Here is a 16,860-nt window from a genome sequence, read left to right as displayed (position 1 = left end):
AACGCCTCAGCGCAGGGTGAGCTGTCGGCCGAGCAACCCCTGGCGGGCCCGCCGGCCGGCGGCGTCCAACACCTCGGTGCTGGCGAGAGCCTCCACGTACCGCTTGGCGAACTGCGCCACCGGGTCCTCCCACTCGCTCGCCGGCGTCTCCTCGGGCAGGTCCCAGACGGGTACGAGCCGGCCGTGGGCGCGGAACATCCCGGCGAACTTGGTCTGGTCGCCGAGCGTCAGCGTGCCGGCCGCGCCGAGCCGGGCCAGCGCGTCGAGGGCGGCGTCCTCGTCGTCCGGCAGCACCCAGCGCACGTGCGCCTTCTCGGGGACCCGGCACCAGTACGCGGCCTTCGCGGAGGTCATCCGCACCGTCGGGTAGATGGCGGCGTTCGCCCGCTCCAGGGACGCCTGGACGCTCGGGTCATCGGTCGCGCCGGGATCGAGCCAGAACTCGAACCCGTCGTGCATGCTGATCTCCAGCGGGCCGTCCACGAGGATGTCCTGAAGTCGCGGCCCGGGGCCGGGCAGCGGCGGCACGGAAACCTGGCCGCCCGGCTCGGTGCGCAGCGCGCTGAGGAGCGCCTCGGCCAGGTCCCGGGAGACATCGCCGGACTGCTGGTGACGCTGTAGACCGATGAGCACCTGGCCGTCCGGCTTGCTCACCGCCGGCGCGGCCATCGGCAGCACCGTGGCCAGGGTCGCCGACCGGTCGCCGAACTCCTCGACCAGGGCGGGCGCCAGGCGCAGCGGGGCGGACGCGGCGGGCACCAGCTCGCGCAGCGCGATCCACTCGGGCTCGTCGACCAGGCCCTCGAAGGGACGCGGCACGAAGACGTCCCGCACCTTGTCCCGACGGGGAGTGGTGTCGGTGGCTGCTCGCTGGCTCTTTCGACGCTTGCTCACGGCGTCACAGCCTAGAGCCCCGCCGGCCCCGGCATGACCCGGACCCACCCAACCCAGCGCGAGTTGATCATGAAGGTGTTAGCCGGCCGGCACCAGGCCGGGGGTGGGAGTGGGGTCGAACTCCGCCCAGACGCGCTGACCCATACCGTCCCGCTCGACACCCCAGCGGGTCGCCAGGCCGGCGACGATGTGCAGGCCCCGCCCGTCCGCCGCGTCGAGGCCGGCGGTGCGGATCCGTGGGCCGGTGGCCGCGCCGCCGTCGGTCACCCGCAACTGGATCCGTGGGCCGTCGGCGGACGGCCGCAGCCGCCAGGCCACCCGGACCACGCCGCCGGGCAGCGGGTGGGCGTGCCGGACCGAGTTGCCCACCAGTTCGGCGAGCACCGCGATCAGATCCGCGACGAGCGCCGGGGGCACGACGTCCGCCAGGTCGTCGGCGAGCCGATGCCGGGCCAGTCGTGCGCCGGCGGGGTGGTGGGGAACCACCACGCACCACGCCCGATCCCTCGCCGCCGTCGCCACCGTCGCCTCCACGTCGCGCCCCGCAGGTCAACCGCGCGGTAGCCGCACCTCTGCGACCGTACCGCCGTCGGTCCTCGGACGTAGGGATACCCATCCATTCTGCTGTTCAACGATCCGGCGGACGAGATAGAGGCCCAGCCCCGCCCCGGGGTAGCCGCGCCGGTCACCGGACTCGCCCTGCCAGAACCGGTCGAACGCCCGTTCCACGTGCTCCGGCCGGATGCTGATGCCGCGGTCGCTCACCCGGAACGCGACCAACTGACCGTCGACCCCGGCCGTGATCTCGATGGGGGAGCCCGGCGGCGAGTACTTGCCGGCGTTGGTCACCAGCTCGGTCAGGACGGTGGCCAAACTGGGACGGTGGCCGAGCGCCTTGGGCAGGTCGACGGGCAGGCGGAGCGTCAGCCGGTGCCGCAGCTCCGCCGGCAGGTCCACGACCGCCGCGCGCAGCGCCGCACCGAGGTCGAACGGGGTGGGCGGCTCGTCCGCGGGCCCCGTCTCGGCCGCCGAGGAGAGCAGCCGGTCGACCAACCGGGCCAGCTCGTTGGCGCGCTGCCCGATCACCCGGGCGGCCTGCCGTCGGTCGCCGTCGGTCAGCGACTCCCAGTGGTCGGTGAGGGTGTCCGCGTACCCCTTGATGACGGTGACCGGCGTGCGTAGCTCGTGGCTGGTCACCGCGACGAACAGCTCCCGGTCGTGATCGCGGCGCTGCTGGTCGGTGATGTCGCGGAAGGTGACCACCCGCAGCGCGCCCGGGCCGGGCAGGTCGCCGGAGGTGATGCGCAGCCAGCGCCCGTCCGGCAGCCGGTGGTCGCGAACCTGGCCGGCAGGCGGCAGCGGCAGCGGCAACGGCCGGTTCAGGGCCTGGCCCGTCGTGCAGCCGGTGACCTGGACGGCGGCCGGGTTCCACAGCCGGACGTGCCCGTCCCGGTCGACCACCGCCAGCCCGTCGGCGAGCGCCGCCACCACCGGCCCGTCGCCGTGCACCGGCAGTCCGCTCTGGTCGCCGTACATGTGGGCGACGCACGAGGCGAGGTACGCGATGACGCCCTGCTGCTCGGCGCCCGGCTCGTCGTCGCCCGGATAGAGGGCGTGCAGGCTGCCGACGGTGTGACCGCCGATCTCGGCCCGGGACACCACCATCCGGTGCAGGCCGCTGCCGGCGAGTTCGGCGGCGAGCTTGCCGCTCAGATCGGTCACCCGGACCTGGCTCACCCGGGGGCCGGAGAGCAGCCGGACCGTGTCCGGGTCGTCCGCCGCGAGCGGGCGGCCGAGCGCCCACTCCGCCGCGCCGGTGGCCGCGATCACCCGGCCGCCCGTCGGACCGAACTCGACGAACGCCATTCCGCTCGCGGACAGCGCCGGTTGGGCCATCCGGAGGAGTTGGGTGAGGACCGGCAGGCCCGCGTCCCCCGCATTGATCATCTCGATCACGACGGTGTGGCCGGCGAGAAGAGCGGGAAAATCGATACGCTCCGGCATGTGCCGAGTCTGCCCCGCCGGCCCGGCTTTCGGCACCCCCGGTTGTCGGGTGGGCGTAGGCGTAGGCGCTGCCGGCGGTCGACGCGCTGGACGGCCGGCTCGGCGTCGCGGCCCGTTCAGCGGTCCCGCCGGGCCAGCACGTGCGCCGGTCGGTCCGTGATGATCCCGTCCACCTCCCCGGCCAGCACCAGCTCCACGTCGGCCGGCTCGTTGACCGTCCAGACGTACACCTGGTTGCCGGCGGCGCGCAGCGCGGGCAGCAGGTGGGGGCGGGCCCGGAGCAGGCCGATGCCCGGGCCGGCGATGCGGGCGCCGAACGGCAGCCGGCCCAGCCGCAGCCAGGGTGGAAGCACCTCCAGCAGCAGCACCGTGGGCAGCGCCGGGGCCAACTCCCGGACCCGGCGTACGGCCAGCGGGGAGAACGACATGACGGTCACCTGGACCGGGTCGTCCGGTGCCGGATCGACCAGCCCGTACTGCCGCAGCAGGTCGACCAGCCGCCGCTCCACCAACGAGCCGAAGCGGGACGGATGCTTCGTCTCGACGAGCAACCGGACGGGCCGCCCGGCGGCGAGCACCGCGTCGAGCAGCCGGGCCAGGGTCAACAGCCGGGTGTGCGACTCGTCCGGCGGCAGGTCACCGCTCGGCGCGCCGGCCGGATGCCACGAGCCGAAGTCCAGCGCGTCCAACTCGGCGAGAGTTCGCGCGCTGACCAGCCCGCGACCGTTGCTCGTGCGGTCCAGCCGCCGGTCGTGTACGCAGACCAGATGACCGTCCCGGGTCAGCCGGACGTCGCACTCCAGCCCGTCGGCGCCCTCGTCGAGGGCGCGCAGGTACGCGGCGAGGGTGTGCTCCGGAAGGTCGTACGAGGCGCCGCGGTGCGCGAAGACCAGTGGCCCGCCCATCCCGGCCGCCTCAGATGACCTGGCCGGGCTGCCCGTTCGCGTCGACCACTGCTCGGCCGACCGCTGCCCACTGGCGCATCCCGCCGTCGGCGTTGCGCACCTGACCCCACCCGTTGTTGATCAGGTAGGCGACGACCTGGGCGGATCGTCCACCGGAGCGGCAGATGACGGCCACGTCCCGGTCGGTCGGCACCTCGGCCAGCCGCGCGGGCAGTTCCATCATCGGCAGGTGGTGGGCGGTGGGGGCGTGGCCGGCCGCCCATTCGTCGGCCTCCCGCACATCGAGCAGGTAGGTGTCGTCGGCGATCTCGGTCACGGGCACGGTGGGAACCTGGGGTCCGAACACAGGAAGCAACACTAGATCCTCGGGGGCCGGATCGGCACCGACCCGGCCGTCGCCACGGTCACAACCGGGTCACCCAGCGCGGGTTGGCCTGCGCCCAGTCCGGTACGCGGGTGCCCCGGACCGCCTCGAACAGCCCGTTGCCGCCGTTGTCGAGCACCACGTACGAGACCTGGTCGATGGTCTGCGGGGACGAGGGCACCTGGACGCCGCGCATTCCGTCGGGCGGCAGCGCGCGGAGCGCGAGGAGCAGATCCTCAAGGGGTACGCCGTTGGTGTCGACGGTCAACGAGCCGCCGACCGCCCGGAGCACCTGGTCCAGCTTCACCGGATTGTTGCGCAGGTCGGCGTCGCCGGCGCTGTCCAGCATCGCCCGCAGGAGTTGCTGCTGGTGGCGCTGCCGGTCGTAGTCGCCCCCGGGCAGGTCGTAGCGCTGCCGTACGTAGTCCAGCGCCTGTGCCCCGTCCATCCGCTGGCAGCCGGTCCGGAAGACCCGGTTGGTGTGGATCGAGCGCACCTCGGTGTCGACGCACATCTGCACCCCGCCCAAAAGGTCGATCACCTTCCGGAAACCGGAGAAGTCGATCAGGGCGGCGCCGTCGAACCGGATGCCGGTGAGCCGGTTCAGGGTGGTGGAGAGCAGTCGGGCGCCGGCCGATCCGCCGCCACCGTGCTCGTACGCGGCGTTGATCTTGTCGGGGCCGCCGCCGAAGCCGTTCGCCGGTGGGATGGCGACCAGCAGGTCACGCGGGATGGAGACCAGGTACGCCGCACGCCGTCCGGCGGGTACGTGCACGATGAGGATGGTGTCGGAGCGCTGGTCCGGCTCGCTGCCGCCGGCGCGTTTGTCGGTGCCGATCAGCAGGTAGTTGAGCGCCCCGTCCAGGTCGGTCCGGTCGGTTCGGGCGTTGGCGTCGAGCAACTGCTCCTTGGTGACCGTACGGTCGTACCGGTGGGTCAGTGTCTTGAGGCCCATCACCGCGAGCCCGGCCAGCAGGACTAGGGCCAGTCCGACGGCGAGCAGGAGGCGTGGCCAGCGATCGCGGCGCGACCCGGCCGGGTGTGCCCGGCCGGCCGCGTTCCGTCCCCACCTGGACGTGACCGCCTCCCCGCAGCCGATACGTGAACCTTGCTCACGTCAGGCTACGGTCAGTGACGGAACGGTCGCCGGGCTTTCCGCGACTTGGCCGTCACTTCCGGCCGGAGATCACCTCGGGGTGGGTGAAGACGAACTCGGCGAGCTTGTCCTGCTTGACCGCCTCGAACATCGCCATCGTCTCCTCGTTCAACGCCTCACGGTTGTTGCCGTTGCCGTTGAAGCTGCCGTTGTTGGTCTTCAACATGGTCAACTCGTTGGCGGTGACGCCACGCATGGTGAAGATGAAGTTCTCGATCGGCACGCCGCCGGTGTCCAGGACGAAGGCCTTGCCGGCTGCCTTGATCAACGAGTTCATCTTGGCCGGGTTGGTCAGCATGCCGCCGTCGTTGGCCTTGCGGGCCATCGCCTTGATCAGTTGCTGCTGGTTCTGCTGCCGGTCGTAGTCGCCGTTGCGGAGGGTCTTGCGCTGCCGCGAGTAGTCGAGCGCAGCCCAACCCTCCATCTCCTGGCAGCCCTTCTTGTGCACCACCGGCTTCATCGTCTTGCCGGTCTTCTTGGCGTCGGCGTTCCACATCGGCTTACCGTCGACATAACTCATGTGCAGCGACGTGACCTCCTGGGTCACGCAGATGCGCACGGTGCCCAGGGTGTCGATGACGTTCTTGAAACCCCCGAAGTTGATAATCGCCGCGCCGTCGAAGCTGATGCCGGTGAGGCGCTTGATCGTCTGCGCCATGAGCTGGGCGCCACCCTCCCAGCCGCCACCGTTGCGGGCACCGGCCTGGAAGGCGGCGTTGATCTTGTCGGTGCCACCGGTGTAGCCGCTCTTCTTGAACGGGGGGATCTGCGCCTCGGTGTCGCGGGGGATCGAGATCAGGTACGCCTGGTCGTGCGAGGCCGGGATGTGCAGGACGATGATGCTGTCCGACCGGACGTCGTCGGCGGCCCAGCGTTCCCGGGCGTCCACGCCGAGCAGCAGCATGTCGATCGGCCCGTCCAGGCTCGCGCCACCCTCGGCGTCGGTCTTGCCGGCGTCGCCGAGCAGGTTGCGCTGGGCGATGTCACCGGTGGCCTGACCGACCAGCACCTTCGTGCCGACGATCGCCACCCCGCTGCTGAGCATCAGCACCGCACCGAAGATCACGGTCAGGCGGGCCCAGAGCGGATCCTTGCGCCGGGGCCGCTTCTTCGCCGGCCCCTTGCCGCCTGTCCGGCTGTCGCCGGCACCTGGCGGACGACCGCCCGGGCCGCCGCCCGACGGGCCGGGCTGCACCGGTATGGACGCGGCGATACGACCGCTCTGCGCGGCGGATGTAGTGGACGGAGGGCGACGGCTGGCCTGAACCGGCATTCGTGCTCCAGCTCGTGATCAGGAGGGGGCGGCACCACTGTACGTACATCAATTCGACTTTGCGAGTTCATCTGGACTCAATTCGCTCGCCAGGCACCGTCAACCAGGCGATCGCCCCCACTCGATGACCAGAAAGGCGAGGCAGCGATGGCCTGATCGGCTCGAACGCCTCAATGCCCCTAATGTCCGATTCTATCTGACAAGTTGGCGCGGCACCTGGTGTGGCACGCGCGAAAAGGGGGCCCGACCCGGATGGGTCGGACCCCCGCAGGGTCTACTTGCTCGCTGGCGGAATCGGCCCGTACGCGCAGGTGGACGCCGAGTCGATGCGGATCCCGTTGGGGATCCCGTAGTACCCGACGTCGTAGAGGGTGTTGGGCTTGCCGGCGGCCATGCACTTGATCAGCCCGGTGGTGTACCGGACGTACACAACGTCGTCGTTGCGGCTGTTGGCGCCGTACACGACATCGACCCCGTTCGAGATGGACTGGAAGCCCGAGGTCACGACCTGGTACTTGTGATCGATGACCTTGTCCTGGTCGGAGAGGCACGTGTAGGGGTACGGGCACCCGAGGGCGGCAGCCTGAGCCGGTGCGGCGGTGGCTGCCAGGCCAGCCCCCGTGATGAGCGCGGCGGCGGCCGTCGCCCCTAACGCCTTGTGCAGCTTGCCTGTCATCGACTTCTCCTCGCCTTGGTGGCAGAGGGCAACGACCCGAAGCGATGCCGGGCGCCTCCCTCGATCGAGACGCCCGGCAAGCGGTTCGCCCGGCCAGGGCCCCTGCCGTGTCCGTGGTTGTCATTGATCGAGGTGCGAGGCCCAAACCTAAGACAATCCCCAATGGACGGTCAAGACACTTACGGAGTGGGGGCAGGAGAGGAGGCTCAGCCGCCGTCGTTGCTCTTCGGCGGGTTGGCCTTCACCCAGTCCGCCATCGTGTCCGCCGACATGGCCTTGTACATCGCCAGCGCCTTCTCCCGGTCCGACACCACCACCGACTCGCCGTTGATGGTGTCGCTGCCCGAGTTCGGGCTGGTCAGGAACGTGAGGTTCTCACCACGCAGGCTCCGGAACTGCACCGCCATATCGGTCAACGAGAAGCCCTGGTCGACGGTCACCGCCGCGGTCACCGACTTGAGGAAGTCGTTGAGCTTCTTCGGGTTCGCCAGGGTGCCGGTGCTGGCCGCCTTGTCCATCAGCGCCCGCAGGAAGTCCTGCTGGTGCCGCATCCGGGCGAAGTCGCCGTCCGGGAACTGCTTACGCTGCCGGATCCAGTCCAGCGCCTCCGCGCCGTCCATGTGGTTGGTGCCCTTGGTGAACGTCCGGTACGGCTTGTGGATCGAGGTGATCGTCCGCTCCACCTTCAGGTCCACCCCGCCGAGGGCGTCGGTGACCTCCTTGAACCCGCCGAAGTCGATCGCCATGACGTGGTCGATCCGGACGTCGCTGAAGCACTCGACGGTACGGACCGCCAGCGGCAGGCCACCGAAGGCGAACGCTGCGTTGATCTTCGCGCGCCGGCCGGAGCCGCAGTCCGCGCCCGCGCTCTCCGGGATCGGCACGTACAGGTCACGCGGGATGGAGACCAGGTACGCCTCCTTATGGTCGGCCGGGATGTGCATCACGATGATCGTGTCGGCCCGCCACTGGCTCTTGGTGTCGACCGGCGCGTCCGGGTCCCGGGAGTCGCTGCCGACCAGCAGGATGTTCAACGCGCCGTCGACGGGCTTCGCCGGACGGCCGCCGGTGATCTCCGCGAAGGGATCGGTGCGGGCCAGGTCGTTGTTGAGGCCGCGCGCGTACAGCCACGCGCCCAGGCCGCCGAGCAGCGCCAACACCAGCACCGCGATGCCCGCCACCAGGCCGATCCGCCCCCAGCGTGGGCGGGGACCACGCCGTCCCGACCCGCCGGCGCCACCCGGCCCGCCCGGTCCCGTCGGCCCGCCGGGGCCGACCTGCCGATCGTCGTACGACGGGTAGAAGCGCGCCTCGGCCGGACGCGCGCGTCCGGAGGCGCCCCGGTCGGGGCCGGGCACCGAGGCGCGCCCGGCGCTGCGGTGCAGGTACGGGTGGGGAACGCCGGCAGGGGTCGCTGACATGCAACTCAGAGTACGTAGCGAGGGCCACTACCGCCCTCAGGTGACACTCAGCGATCGGCGGTCCGCCGCGAGCCGGTTACCCTAGCCGCGCCCGGAAGTACTCGATCGTGCGTCGCAGGCCGTCTTCGGGCGTCACGGCCGGCTCGTATCCGAGCAGTTCACGGGCGAGGGTCAGGTCGGGGCGCCGCATCTCTGGGTCGTCCGCGCTGCGCGTGATGTACGTCACCTCCGAGTTGCTGTCGGAGAGTGACACGATCAACTCGGCGAGTTGACGCATGGACATCTCGTGCTCGGTACCGCAGTTGACCGGCCCGGTCTCGGTCGAGTCGAGCAGCAGCAGGATGCCCCGCACCAGATCCTCGACGAAGCAGATCGATCGGGTCTGGTTGCCGGTGCCGTGCACGGTGATCGGCTCGTCACGCAGCGCCTGGGAGATGAAGGTCGGGATGGCGCGACCGTCGTCCGGGCGCATCCGCGGGCCGTACGTGTTGAAGATCCGCACGATCGCGGCGTCCAGCCCCCGGTACCGGTGGTACGCCATGGTGGCCGCCTCGGAGAAGCGCTTCGCCTCGTCGTAGACGCTGCGGACGCCGATGGGGTTGACGTTGCCCCAGTAGGTCTCGCGCTGCGGGTGCTCCTTCGGGTCCCCGTACGCCTCGCTGGTGGAGGCCATCAGGAACCGGGCGCCGTCGGCGACCGCGCGGTCCAGCAGGTGCAGGGTGCCCACCGACCCGACCCGGAGGATCTCCACCGGAAGCTGGGCGAAGTCGGTGGGGCTGGCCGGCGAGGCCATGTGCAGGATCGCGTCGAAGCGCTCGGCCAGCGCCGGGTGGTGCGTCGGCAGGCCGTCGGAGAGGTCCGCCTCGACCAGGGTGAAGGTTGGCCGGTCCAGCAGGTGGGCGACGTTCTCCTTGGAACCGGTGACGAAGTTGTCCAGGGCCACCACCGTGCACCCGCGGGCGATCAGCGAGTCGACCAGGTGCGACGGAACGAAACCGGCGCCGCCGGTGACAAGAACGCGGTGACCAGACCCAAAGCGCGTAGCAACCTTCATGCCGGTCAGCCTACCGACTGAAGGAAGGGCCCCCTGCTAACGCCTGGCGTTGTACAGGGGGCCCTTCCTAACAGCTAGCGCGTCAGTGCGCACCCGCGCCGGTGAGGGCGCGGACCTCCAGCTCGGCGTACTTGTCCTCGTCGTGCTCCTTCGAGATGAGCGTGCCGACGAACCCGCAGAGGAACCCGAACGGGATGGACAGGATGCCCGGGTTGGACAGCGGGAACCACTGCCAGTCATGGTCCGGGAACATCGACGTCGCCGCGCCCGACACCACCGGTGAGAAGAACACCAGCACCACGGCCGAGATCAGACCGCCGTAGATCGCCCATACCGCTCCGGAGGTGTTGAACCGCTTCCAGAACAGGCTGTAGAGGATCGCCGGCAGGTTGCCCGAGGCGGCGACCGCGAAGGCCAACGCCACGAGGAACGCCACGTTGAGGTTCTGCGCGTAGATCGACAGCAGGATCGAGATCGCGCCGATGACCAGGGCGGAGATCCGGGCGACCCGTACCTCCTGGCGCTCGGACGTCTCGCCCTTCTTCAGGACGTTCGCGTAGAAGTCGTGGGCCAGGCTGGACGAGGAGGCCAGGGTCAATCCGGCGACCACGGCCAGGATGGTGGCGAAGGCGACCGCCGCGATGATCGCCAGCAGGGCCGCGCCACCCAGGTCACCGCCGAAGAACTCCAGGCCGAGCGCCTCGGCCAACTGCGGCGCGGCGGTGTTGCCGGCCTTGTCCTGCGCGATGATCGCCGGACCACCCACCATCGCCGCCGCGCCGAAGCCGAGGGCCAGGGTGAGCAGGTAGAAGGTGCCGATGATGCCGATGGCCCAGAGCACGCTCTTACGGGCCGCCTTGGCGGTCGGCACGGTGTAGAAGCGGATCAGGATGTGCGGCAGACCGGCCGTGCCGAGCACCAGGGCGATGCCGAGCGAGAGCAGGTCCATCTTGTTGTAGAACGTCTGCGTGGCGTTCCCGGCGACCTCCACCCCGTACCGCAGGCCCGGTTCCAGGAGTTTGTCGCCCTTGCCGGACGCGGAGGCGGCGGCGCCGAGCAGCTCGGACAGGTTGAAGTGGTACTTCGCCAGCACCAGCACGGTCATCAGCAGGGCGCCGCTCATCAGCAGGAACGCCTTGACGATCTGCACGTACGTGGTGCCCTTCATGCCACCCACGGTCACGTAGATGATCATCAGGGCGCCGACCATGATGATGGTCGCCACCTTGGCCGTGGCGGCATCCATGCCGAGGAAGGTCGTCCCGGGCTTGATGCCGAGCAGCAGCGCGACGAGCGCGCCGGCGCCGACCATCTGGGCGAGCAGATAGAAGATCGAGACGGTGATGGTGGAGACGGCAGCTGCCGTACGCACCGGACGCTGCCGCATCCGGAACGCCAGCACGTCGGCCATCGTGTACCGGCCGGAGTTGCGCAGCAGCTCCGCGACCAGCAGGAGGGCCACCAGCCAGGCGACCAGGAAGCCGATCGAGTAGAGGAAGCCGTCGTAGCCGTAGAGCGCGATGATGCCGGCGATGCCGAGGAACGAGGCGGCCGACATGTAGTCGCCACCGATCGCCATGCCGTTCTGGAAACCGGAGAAGGAGCGGCCGCCGGCGTAGAAGTCCGTGGCCGTCTTGGTCTGCCGGCTGGCCCAGATGGTGATGCCCAGGGTCACCGCCACGAACACCAGGAACAGCGTGATGGTCAGGTTGCGGGCCGTGTGGTTCGTCGCGTCGGCCGCGAGGAGCAGGTCAGCCGCGTGGACCGTCATCGTGGGTCACCTCCCCGATTTCGGCACGGATGCGGTCGGCCACCGGGTCGATCTTCCGGTCGGCGTACCGGGAGTAAAGCCAGGCGATCAGGAACGTCGAGACGAACTGGAGCAGGCCGAAGACCAGGGCAACGTTGATGTTGCTGCCGAACAGCTTCGTGCCCATGAAGTCCCGGGCGTACGCGGAGAGAATGACGTAGAGCGCGTACCACAGGAAGAACGCGACGGTCATCGGGAAGACGAAGCCGCGCAACGCGCGCCGCAACCCGGCGAACTCGTCTGACTGTTGTACGGCCAGGTACTTGTCCGGCTGGGAAGCGGTCGGCGCGGGTGTGTCCGTGGACATCTGTGGATCACCACCTTCACAGGCGTCGGGGGTAGTTGCGCGCACCGTAGGAGGCACGCTCCCCGCCGGGGAAGGTCGAGATCGACGCCGGTCGTCGAGTGCGCCGAGCGGTTGGCTGGGTGCGCCGAGTGACCTACGTCACCCCGGTGACCGGTCGCGCTCCCAGGCCCCTGGTCAGCCCGGCAGCTCGAGGTACCGCCCCCGGTAGTGCAGCAGCGGGGTGGTGTCCTCGGCCAGGTCGACGGCCTCGATGGTGGCCTCCACCAGCAGGCCCCAGCCGTACTCCCGGGCGGTGTCCAGCCGGCACCCCGCCCAGCCGCCGGCGTCGGACGGCACCGGCCCGTAGGGCGTGTCGGTCCACCCGCCGGAGGCGAAGAGCCCTCCCGGCGCGGGAAAGAGGCCGGCGAAGCGGTCGGCGAGCTGCCGGTGTGGCGGGCCGAGCGGCGCGACGGCGAACCGACCCGCCTCCTCGACGGCGGCCCAGAGGTCGGACTCCGGGTCGATCAGCCCGAGCAGCCGGTCCGGCTCCCCCTCGGCGACCAGTGTCGACGCGACCGTCAGACCCGCCGGGCCGGGCGCCGTCCAGAGGGTGACCGGCGCGGCGAGCCGACCCCGCAGCCGGCGGGCCGGCGACCGTTGCCCGGCCGGCACCGCGAACGGATCGGTGTGGTGGATCTCGGCGCCCGGCTCATGATTCACGTGAAACATTGTGCCGCCCCGGCCGCGCACCCAGCCCAGAAAGCGTGCGTGCAGGTCGGCGGGTCGCCCGCTCAGCCGGGCGAGCTGATCGCCCGCCTCCGCCATCAGCGTGCCCAGGTAGAACAGCAGCGCCGTGCGGTCGTCCCGGTACTCGGCCAGCAACGCCAGCCGCGCCGGTTGGCAGGGCCAGTGCGCGCCGCAGCCGCGACACCGCCACAGCGGTCGCATCGGCAGGTGCGGCCGACTCACTCCGCACCGCCGGCGGCTGGCGGGAGGCAACACTTCGGTGAGCGTGATGCCGGTGAGTCATCTTGATGACTGACAGGCATCACGCTCGTTGGGGTGTCAGGTGCCCGCGCGAGACGCGCCACACCGCCGTGTGCCAGCTCGATCGCGCCCGGCACGGCCGTCGCCGCCACGTTCCTCATCGAGTACGACCACCGCGCCCCGCCCCGACCAGGAATGAATCCGAGCACGGCTGACCTCCTCCCGTTCGATCAAGGGGCCGCCCCGACCGGGGGAGTGACCGGGACGGCCCCGACGCAGGACCGACCGCCGGGTCATCGCCTCCACCAGCCGGGCCGCGTGCTCTCCACCCTGGACGGCGCGGCGCGGACACGGGAGGATTCCAGGGCTTACTACGCAGCGCAGTCACGTACTTACCGGAGAGGTAAGGATGAACATCGAGATGTGGGTACGGGCGTTGAAGGCCGCCCGCGCCGGTGCCGACGTGTCCCAGGAAGCTCTGGCGACCCTGATCAGGTGGAGTCCGTCCACGGTGGCCGCCATCGAGACCGGCCGTCGCCGACCGACGATGGAATTCGCGGTGGCCGCCGACGAAGCCCTGGCCACCGGCGGCCTCCTCGCCGAACTCCTCAAGGCTGCGGACCAGGAACACGGCCCATCCTGGTTCGTCCCGTGGCGCGGCTACGAGCAGCGGGCGACGCGCCTCCGAGCCTTCGAGGCATGCCTGGTGCCCGGCCTGTTGCAGACCGAGGAGTATGCCCGCGCTGTCATCTCGGCGGGTGGATTGCAGCCGCCGGCCGTGGTCGACGAACTTGTCGCGGTTCGCCTGGAACGTCAACGGCTGTTGTCCCGGGAGGTGCCGCCGCACTGCGTCTTCGTGGTGGATGAAATGGGCCTGCATCGCCCCGTGGGGGGTCACGCCGTGCTCAATGCCCAACTCGGTCGACTGCTTGAGGTGGCGGACCTTCCGTTCGTGCGGCTGCACGTCATTCCATTGAGCGTCGGTGAGCATGTCGGGTTCGGTGGCGGCTTCGTATTCGCCGATCTGCCTGACGGGGAAGGGGTGCTCTACCTGGAGAATGCCGCTCGCGGACACGTCATGGATGAACCGCAGACGCTCCGATTGATTGATCGCAAATGGGATAGTCTGCTCGGCGAAGCACTGTCCACAGGTGCGTCAATGGACCTGATTCGGAAGCTGAAGGTGACACCGTGACGATGATTGAGCCGCGCTGGCGCACCTCTATCCGGTCGACCGACTCCGGCGGCAACTGCGTCGAGGTGGCGGACAATCTGCCGGGTGTCGTCCTGGTGCGGGACAGCAAGGATCGGTCCGGGCCGGTGCTCACGTTCAGCCCGTCGGCCTGGACCGGATTCCTCGCTGCCCACGCGTCTCGCGGCCCGGCCGCCTAGCGGCGTGGGGTGACGGTGGCGAGCAGTTCCGGCTGACGTCGGTCCAGCACGTCACCGGCCAGGTAAGCGCCGAGCAGGGCCGCACCCAGCCCGTACGCCGTGCCGACCGGAAGGGCCAGCCACAGCCAGGCCTCGCCGAGCAGCGCGGCGGCCACCACCATCGGCACCGCGACGGCCGCCGAGGTGACCATGGCCAGCAGGGTGAGCAGCCCCTTCGCCATGCCCGCACCGCTGTTCATCCCGAACGGGTTGCTCGTCTCCGGCAGCGAGTACGCCCCGAGCACCGAGACGAAACTGTTCACCGCCAATCCCGCACCGTAGGTGGCGAGCAGACTGCCCACCATCAGCCCGATCCACTCCGGTCGGCTGAGCAGCGCCGACAGCACCACTGCGATGATCGCCAGCATCGGCAGGACGTACAGCGAGAAGGCGGTCATCCGCGCGCGCAGCTCGACGCGACCCGGCACGCCAGCCACGACGTTCGCGGCGTACGCGCTGCCGTCGAAGCCGAACTGGTTGGCCAGGGTGACCGAGGCGAGTACGCCGACGAAGAGAAGCGAGATGGTGACCACGACCGGTGAGCTGTCGCTGGCGGCCGCCGTGAACCCCGCGTTCTCGGCCGCGAAGTCGCCGCCCATGACGTTGATCAGGACGGGCACGAAGATGCCGACCACCGCGATGGTGATCAGGTTGGCTCGGCGGCGGGCGTCCCGCCACCAGTAGCGGGCCTCCCGGGCGACGAGCGCGCCGAACCGGTCCCGCCGCGCCCAGGTGGCGGCCCGGGGGAAGAGTTGGGCGACCGCGCCGCCGTCGACGCCGCGTCGCGCCGGTGCCCGGCCGGCGGTCGCCGAGCCCACCATCGCCGACTCCAGCGACCGCGACCACCAGGCCAGCAGCGCGCCGATCGCCGCCAGCGTGATCAGCAGCTTGAGCGGGGCGGCCCACACCCGTCCCTGTGCCACGTCGATGCCGGCGGTCCACGGCGCCCCGAACGGCGTCCACCCGAGCACCGACGCGGCTCCGGTCAGTCGGGTCCAGTCCGTCTGGCGCAGCGCCGCCAGGCCGAACACCTGCAACGGGCCGAGTAGCGCGGCGGTCACCGCCAACAGCACGGCGGCCAGGTCGCGTACCCGACGGGACCGCAGCATGCTGGCGAAGGCGCTGGTCACCGCGCGGCTCGCGGCCACACAGAGCAACAACCCGGCGAGTACGCCGAGCACGGCCACGACACCGGCGGACCAGCCGCCCAGCGCCCAGGCGGTCAGTACCAGCCCCAGCGAGGCGATCGACGCCGCCAGCACCGGCACGCTGACCAGCGCGGCGGCGAACAGGCCGACGACAAGGGTGCGGCGCGGCAGCGGCAGCAGCGCGAACCGGGCCGGGTCCAGTGTCTCGTCCACCCCGAAGAAGACCAGCGGCAGCAGCAGCCAACCGAGCACCAGCAGGCCCCCGCCGGCCGCCGCGACCAGCACCGCGTACCGGCCGTTGCCCGTCATGCCCGGCGCGGCGAACAGGAAGAAGCCGCTGGCCGCGAGCCAGAGGCCGACCAGCGCCCCGCCGACGAACATCGCGATCCGCCAGCCCTGGCCCCGGAAGTTGTTGCCCATCACCCGGAGCTTGAGCCGTACGAAGTGCCGCGCGGAGACCCGTCGCGCCGGAGCGGCGGGTGCGGTGGCCGCGGTGGCCCGGTTCACCGAGACAGCCATGACAACTCGTCACCGGTCGCGGTGCGCCCGCCGACCACCTCGACGAAGACCTGTTCCAGCGACCGGTCGCCCCGGACGTCCGCGATCGTGCCGACCCGCTTGATGGTGCCCTGGGCCAGGATCGCCACGTGCGAGCACAGCCGCTCGACGACCTCCATCACGTGACTGGAGAAGACCACCGTGCCGCCGCCGGCCGCGTACCGGGTGAGAATGTCGCGGATCAGCGCCGCCGACACCGGGTCGACCGCCTCGAACGGCTCGTCCAGCACCAGCACCCGGGGCGCGTGCAGCAACGCGCAGGCCAGGCCGATCTTCTTCTTCATGCCCGCCGAGTAGTCCACCACCAGCGTCCGGCCGGCGTCGCCGAGCGCCAGGACGTCCAGCAGCTCCGCAGCCCGCTGGTCGACCACCGCCGGGTCCATCCCCCGCAGCAGCCCGTGGTACGCCAGCAGTTCCGCGCCGCTGAGCCGGTCGAACAGCCGGACACCGTCGGGCATCACGCCGAGCAACTGCTTGGCCGTGACCGGGTCGCGCCACACGTCCTGGCCGAGCACCCACGCCGAGCCGGCGTCCGGCCGTAGCAGGCCGACCGCCATCGACAGGGTGGTGGTCTTGCCGGCCCCGTTCGGGCCGAGCAGCCCGTAGAAGGACCCGGCCGGTACGTCCAGGTCGACACCGGCGACCGCGACCGTGCCGTCGAACCGTTTAGCCAGACCACGCAGCACGAGCGCGGGATGTTCACCAGTCATGGCCCGACGTTATCCGCCGACCGCCAGATCCGCCGTCCGGCGACAGGCGGACGCACGATCATTCCGGAGGCGTAGCCGCCCGGCTTGATCCACTCGTGTTTCGTGATGCTGCGGTATCCCCTCGCCCGGACACCCCTATTTCAGTGATCCCGAGTGGATCAACGCCCTCGCGGCGCCGATCTT

Annotated in this window: 17 protein-coding genes; 2 read left to right on the top strand and 15 right to left on the bottom strand. The window is 70.6% G+C overall.

Annotated elements, in window-relative coordinates; genetic code table 11:
* Positions 1-6 precede the first annotated feature (6 nt).
* The 13 genes from ACQP03_RS33650 to ACQP03_RS33590 form a co-directional block, all read right to left on the bottom strand.
* Complete coding sequence (locus tag ACQP03_RS33650) at positions 7-894, bottom strand: DUF5926 family protein (protein WP_433459715.1); 888 nt, start codon at positions 892-894, stop codon at positions 7-9.
* A 78-nt stretch (positions 895-972) separates the two neighbouring features.
* Positions 973-1,383 carry an ATP-binding protein gene (locus ACQP03_RS33645; protein WP_433461242.1) on the bottom strand — a complete coding sequence of 137 codons (411 nt, stop codon included), beginning with the start codon at positions 1,381-1,383 and terminating at the stop codon, positions 973-975.
* A gap of 60 nt (positions 1,384-1,443) precedes the next feature.
* Positions 1,444-2,898 (bottom strand): sensor histidine kinase, encoded by a 1,455-nt coding sequence (locus ACQP03_RS33640; RefSeq protein ID WP_357131494.1) that lies wholly within the window; start codon positions 2,896-2,898, stop codon positions 1,444-1,446.
* Between the two features lie 116 nt (positions 2,899-3,014).
* Positions 3,015-3,803 carry a glycerophosphodiester phosphodiesterase gene (locus ACQP03_RS33635; RefSeq protein ID WP_357131497.1) on the bottom strand — a complete coding sequence of 263 codons (789 nt, stop codon included), beginning with the start codon at positions 3,801-3,803 and terminating at the stop codon, positions 3,015-3,017.
* Positions 3,804-3,813: 10 nt separating this feature from the next.
* Entirely contained in the window at positions 3,814-4,149 is a 336-nt protein-coding gene (locus ACQP03_RS33630; protein ID WP_357131500.1) for a rhodanese-like domain-containing protein, read from the bottom strand.
* Positions 4,150-4,207: 58 nt separating this feature from the next.
* Complete coding sequence (locus ACQP03_RS33625) at positions 4,208-5,122, bottom strand: LCP family protein (protein ID WP_357171779.1); 915 nt, start codon at positions 5,120-5,122, stop codon at positions 4,208-4,210.
* A 214-nt stretch (positions 5,123-5,336) separates the two neighbouring features.
* On the bottom strand, positions 5,337-6,596 hold the full coding sequence (locus ACQP03_RS33620; RefSeq protein WP_363660845.1) for an LCP family protein: 1,260 nt from the start codon (positions 6,594-6,596) through the stop codon (positions 5,337-5,339).
* A gap of 274 nt (positions 6,597-6,870) precedes the next feature.
* Positions 6,871-7,272 (bottom strand): hypothetical protein, encoded by a 402-nt coding sequence (locus tag ACQP03_RS33615; protein ID WP_357131509.1) that lies wholly within the window; start codon positions 7,270-7,272, stop codon positions 6,871-6,873.
* Positions 7,273-7,478: 206 nt separating this feature from the next.
* On the bottom strand, positions 7,479-8,693 hold the full coding sequence (locus tag ACQP03_RS33610; RefSeq protein WP_357131512.1) for an LCP family protein: 1,215 nt from the start codon (positions 8,691-8,693) through the stop codon (positions 7,479-7,481).
* Positions 8,694-8,769: 76 nt separating this feature from the next.
* A complete protein-coding gene (locus ACQP03_RS33605; protein WP_357131516.1) occupies positions 8,770-9,747 on the bottom strand; it encodes an NAD-dependent epimerase/dehydratase family protein in 978 nt (325 codons plus the stop codon).
* An 82-nt stretch (positions 9,748-9,829) separates the two neighbouring features.
* Positions 9,830-11,518 carry a solute symporter family protein gene (locus tag ACQP03_RS33600; protein WP_357131519.1) on the bottom strand — a complete coding sequence of 563 codons (1,689 nt, stop codon included), beginning with the start codon at positions 11,516-11,518 and terminating at the stop codon, positions 9,830-9,832.
* On the bottom strand, positions 11,499-11,864 hold the full coding sequence (locus tag ACQP03_RS33595; protein WP_355048660.1) for a DUF485 domain-containing protein: 366 nt from the start codon (positions 11,862-11,864) through the stop codon (positions 11,499-11,501). Before ACQP03_RS33595 ends, ACQP03_RS33600 begins: the two co-directional genes overlap by 20 nt.
* Positions 11,865-12,038: 174 nt before the next feature.
* Positions 12,039-12,791: a flavin reductase family protein gene (locus ACQP03_RS33590; protein ID WP_357131821.1), complete on the bottom strand. Its 753-nt coding sequence runs from the start codon at positions 12,789-12,791 to the stop codon at positions 12,039-12,041.
* Positions 12,792-13,239: 448 nt separating this feature from the next.
* Between ACQP03_RS33590 and ACQP03_RS33585 the strand changes: the two genes are divergently transcribed.
* Together ACQP03_RS33585 and ACQP03_RS33580 are read left to right on the top strand one after the other, a co-directional pair.
* The gene (locus ACQP03_RS33585) at positions 13,240-14,025 is read left to right on the top strand and encodes a helix-turn-helix domain-containing protein (protein ID WP_357131523.1); all 786 of its coding nucleotides are present in this window, start codon (positions 13,240-13,242) and stop codon (positions 14,023-14,025) included.
* Complete coding sequence (locus ACQP03_RS33580; protein WP_357131526.1) at positions 14,022-14,222, top strand: DUF397 domain-containing protein; 201 nt, start codon at positions 14,022-14,024, stop codon at positions 14,220-14,222. The genes ACQP03_RS33585 and ACQP03_RS33580 overlap by 4 nt, the downstream gene beginning before the upstream one ends.
* Here ACQP03_RS33580 and ACQP03_RS33575 read toward each other — a convergent pair.
* Both ACQP03_RS33575 and ACQP03_RS33570 read right to left on the bottom strand, forming a co-directional pair.
* Entirely contained in the window at positions 14,219-15,928 is a 1,710-nt protein-coding gene (locus ACQP03_RS33575) for an ABC transporter permease (RefSeq protein ID WP_433459707.1), read from the bottom strand. The two genes, ACQP03_RS33580 and ACQP03_RS33575, sit on opposite strands and share 4 nt — an antisense overlap.
* A complete protein-coding gene (locus ACQP03_RS33570) occupies positions 15,913-16,677 on the bottom strand; it encodes an ABC transporter ATP-binding protein (RefSeq protein ID WP_355048664.1) in 765 nt (254 codons plus the stop codon). Before ACQP03_RS33570 ends, ACQP03_RS33575 begins: the two co-directional genes overlap by 16 nt.
* Positions 16,678-16,860: the final 183 nt, after the last annotated feature.

The sequence above is a fragment of the Micromonospora sp. CA-248212 genome (genome assembly GCF_050948405.1).
Taxonomy (GTDB): Bacteria; Actinomycetota; Actinomycetes; order Mycobacteriales; family Micromonosporaceae; genus Micromonospora.
Note: the sequence above shows the minus strand (reverse complement) of the source record. Positions and strands in the feature narration are given on the sequence as shown.

Bases quoted from the DNA above. Each gene is read 5' to 3' on its own strand.
- ACQP03_RS33640 (WP_357131494.1), bottom strand. From the start codon at position 2,898: ATGCCGGAGCGTATCGATTTTCCCGCTCTTCTCGCCGGCCACACCGTC.
- ACQP03_RS33635 (WP_357131497.1), bottom strand. From the start codon at position 3,803: ATGGGCGGGCCACTGGTCTTCGCGCACCGCGGCGCCTCGTACGACCTT.
- ACQP03_RS33625 (WP_357171779.1), bottom strand. From the start codon at position 5,122: ATGGGCCTCAAGACACTGACCCACCGGTACGACCGTACGGTCACCAAG.
- ACQP03_RS33620 (WP_363660845.1), bottom strand. From the start codon at position 6,596: ATGCCGGTTCAGGCCAGCCGTCGCCCTCCGTCCACTACATCCGCCGCG.
- ACQP03_RS33615 (WP_357131509.1), bottom strand. From the start codon at position 7,272: ATGACAGGCAAGCTGCACAAGGCGTTAGGGGCGACGGCCGCCGCCGCG.
- ACQP03_RS33610 (WP_357131512.1), bottom strand. From the start codon at position 8,693: ATGTCAGCGACCCCTGCCGGCGTTCCCCACCCGTACCTGCACCGCAGC.
- ACQP03_RS33605 (WP_357131516.1), bottom strand. From the start codon at position 9,747: ATGAAGGTTGCTACGCGCTTTGGGTCTGGTCACCGCGTTCTTGTCACC.
- ACQP03_RS33600 (WP_357131519.1), bottom strand. From the start codon at position 11,518: ATGACGGTCCACGCGGCTGACCTGCTCCTCGCGGCCGACGCGACGAAC.
- ACQP03_RS33595 (WP_355048660.1), bottom strand. From the start codon at position 11,864: ATGTCCACGGACACACCCGCGCCGACCGCTTCCCAGCCGGACAAGTAC.
- ACQP03_RS33590 (WP_357131821.1), bottom strand. From the start codon at position 12,791: ATGCGACCGCTGTGGCGGTGTCGCGGCTGCGGCGCGCACTGGCCCTGC.
- ACQP03_RS33585 (WP_357131523.1), top strand. From the start codon at position 13,240: ATGAACATCGAGATGTGGGTACGGGCGTTGAAGGCCGCCCGCGCCGGT.
- ACQP03_RS33575 (WP_433459707.1), bottom strand. From the start codon at position 15,928: ATGGCTGTCTCGGTGAACCGGGCCACCGCGGCCACCGCACCCGCCGCT.
- ACQP03_RS33570 (WP_355048664.1), bottom strand. From the start codon at position 16,677: ATGACTGGTGAACATCCCGCGCTCGTGCTGCGTGGTCTGGCTAAACGG.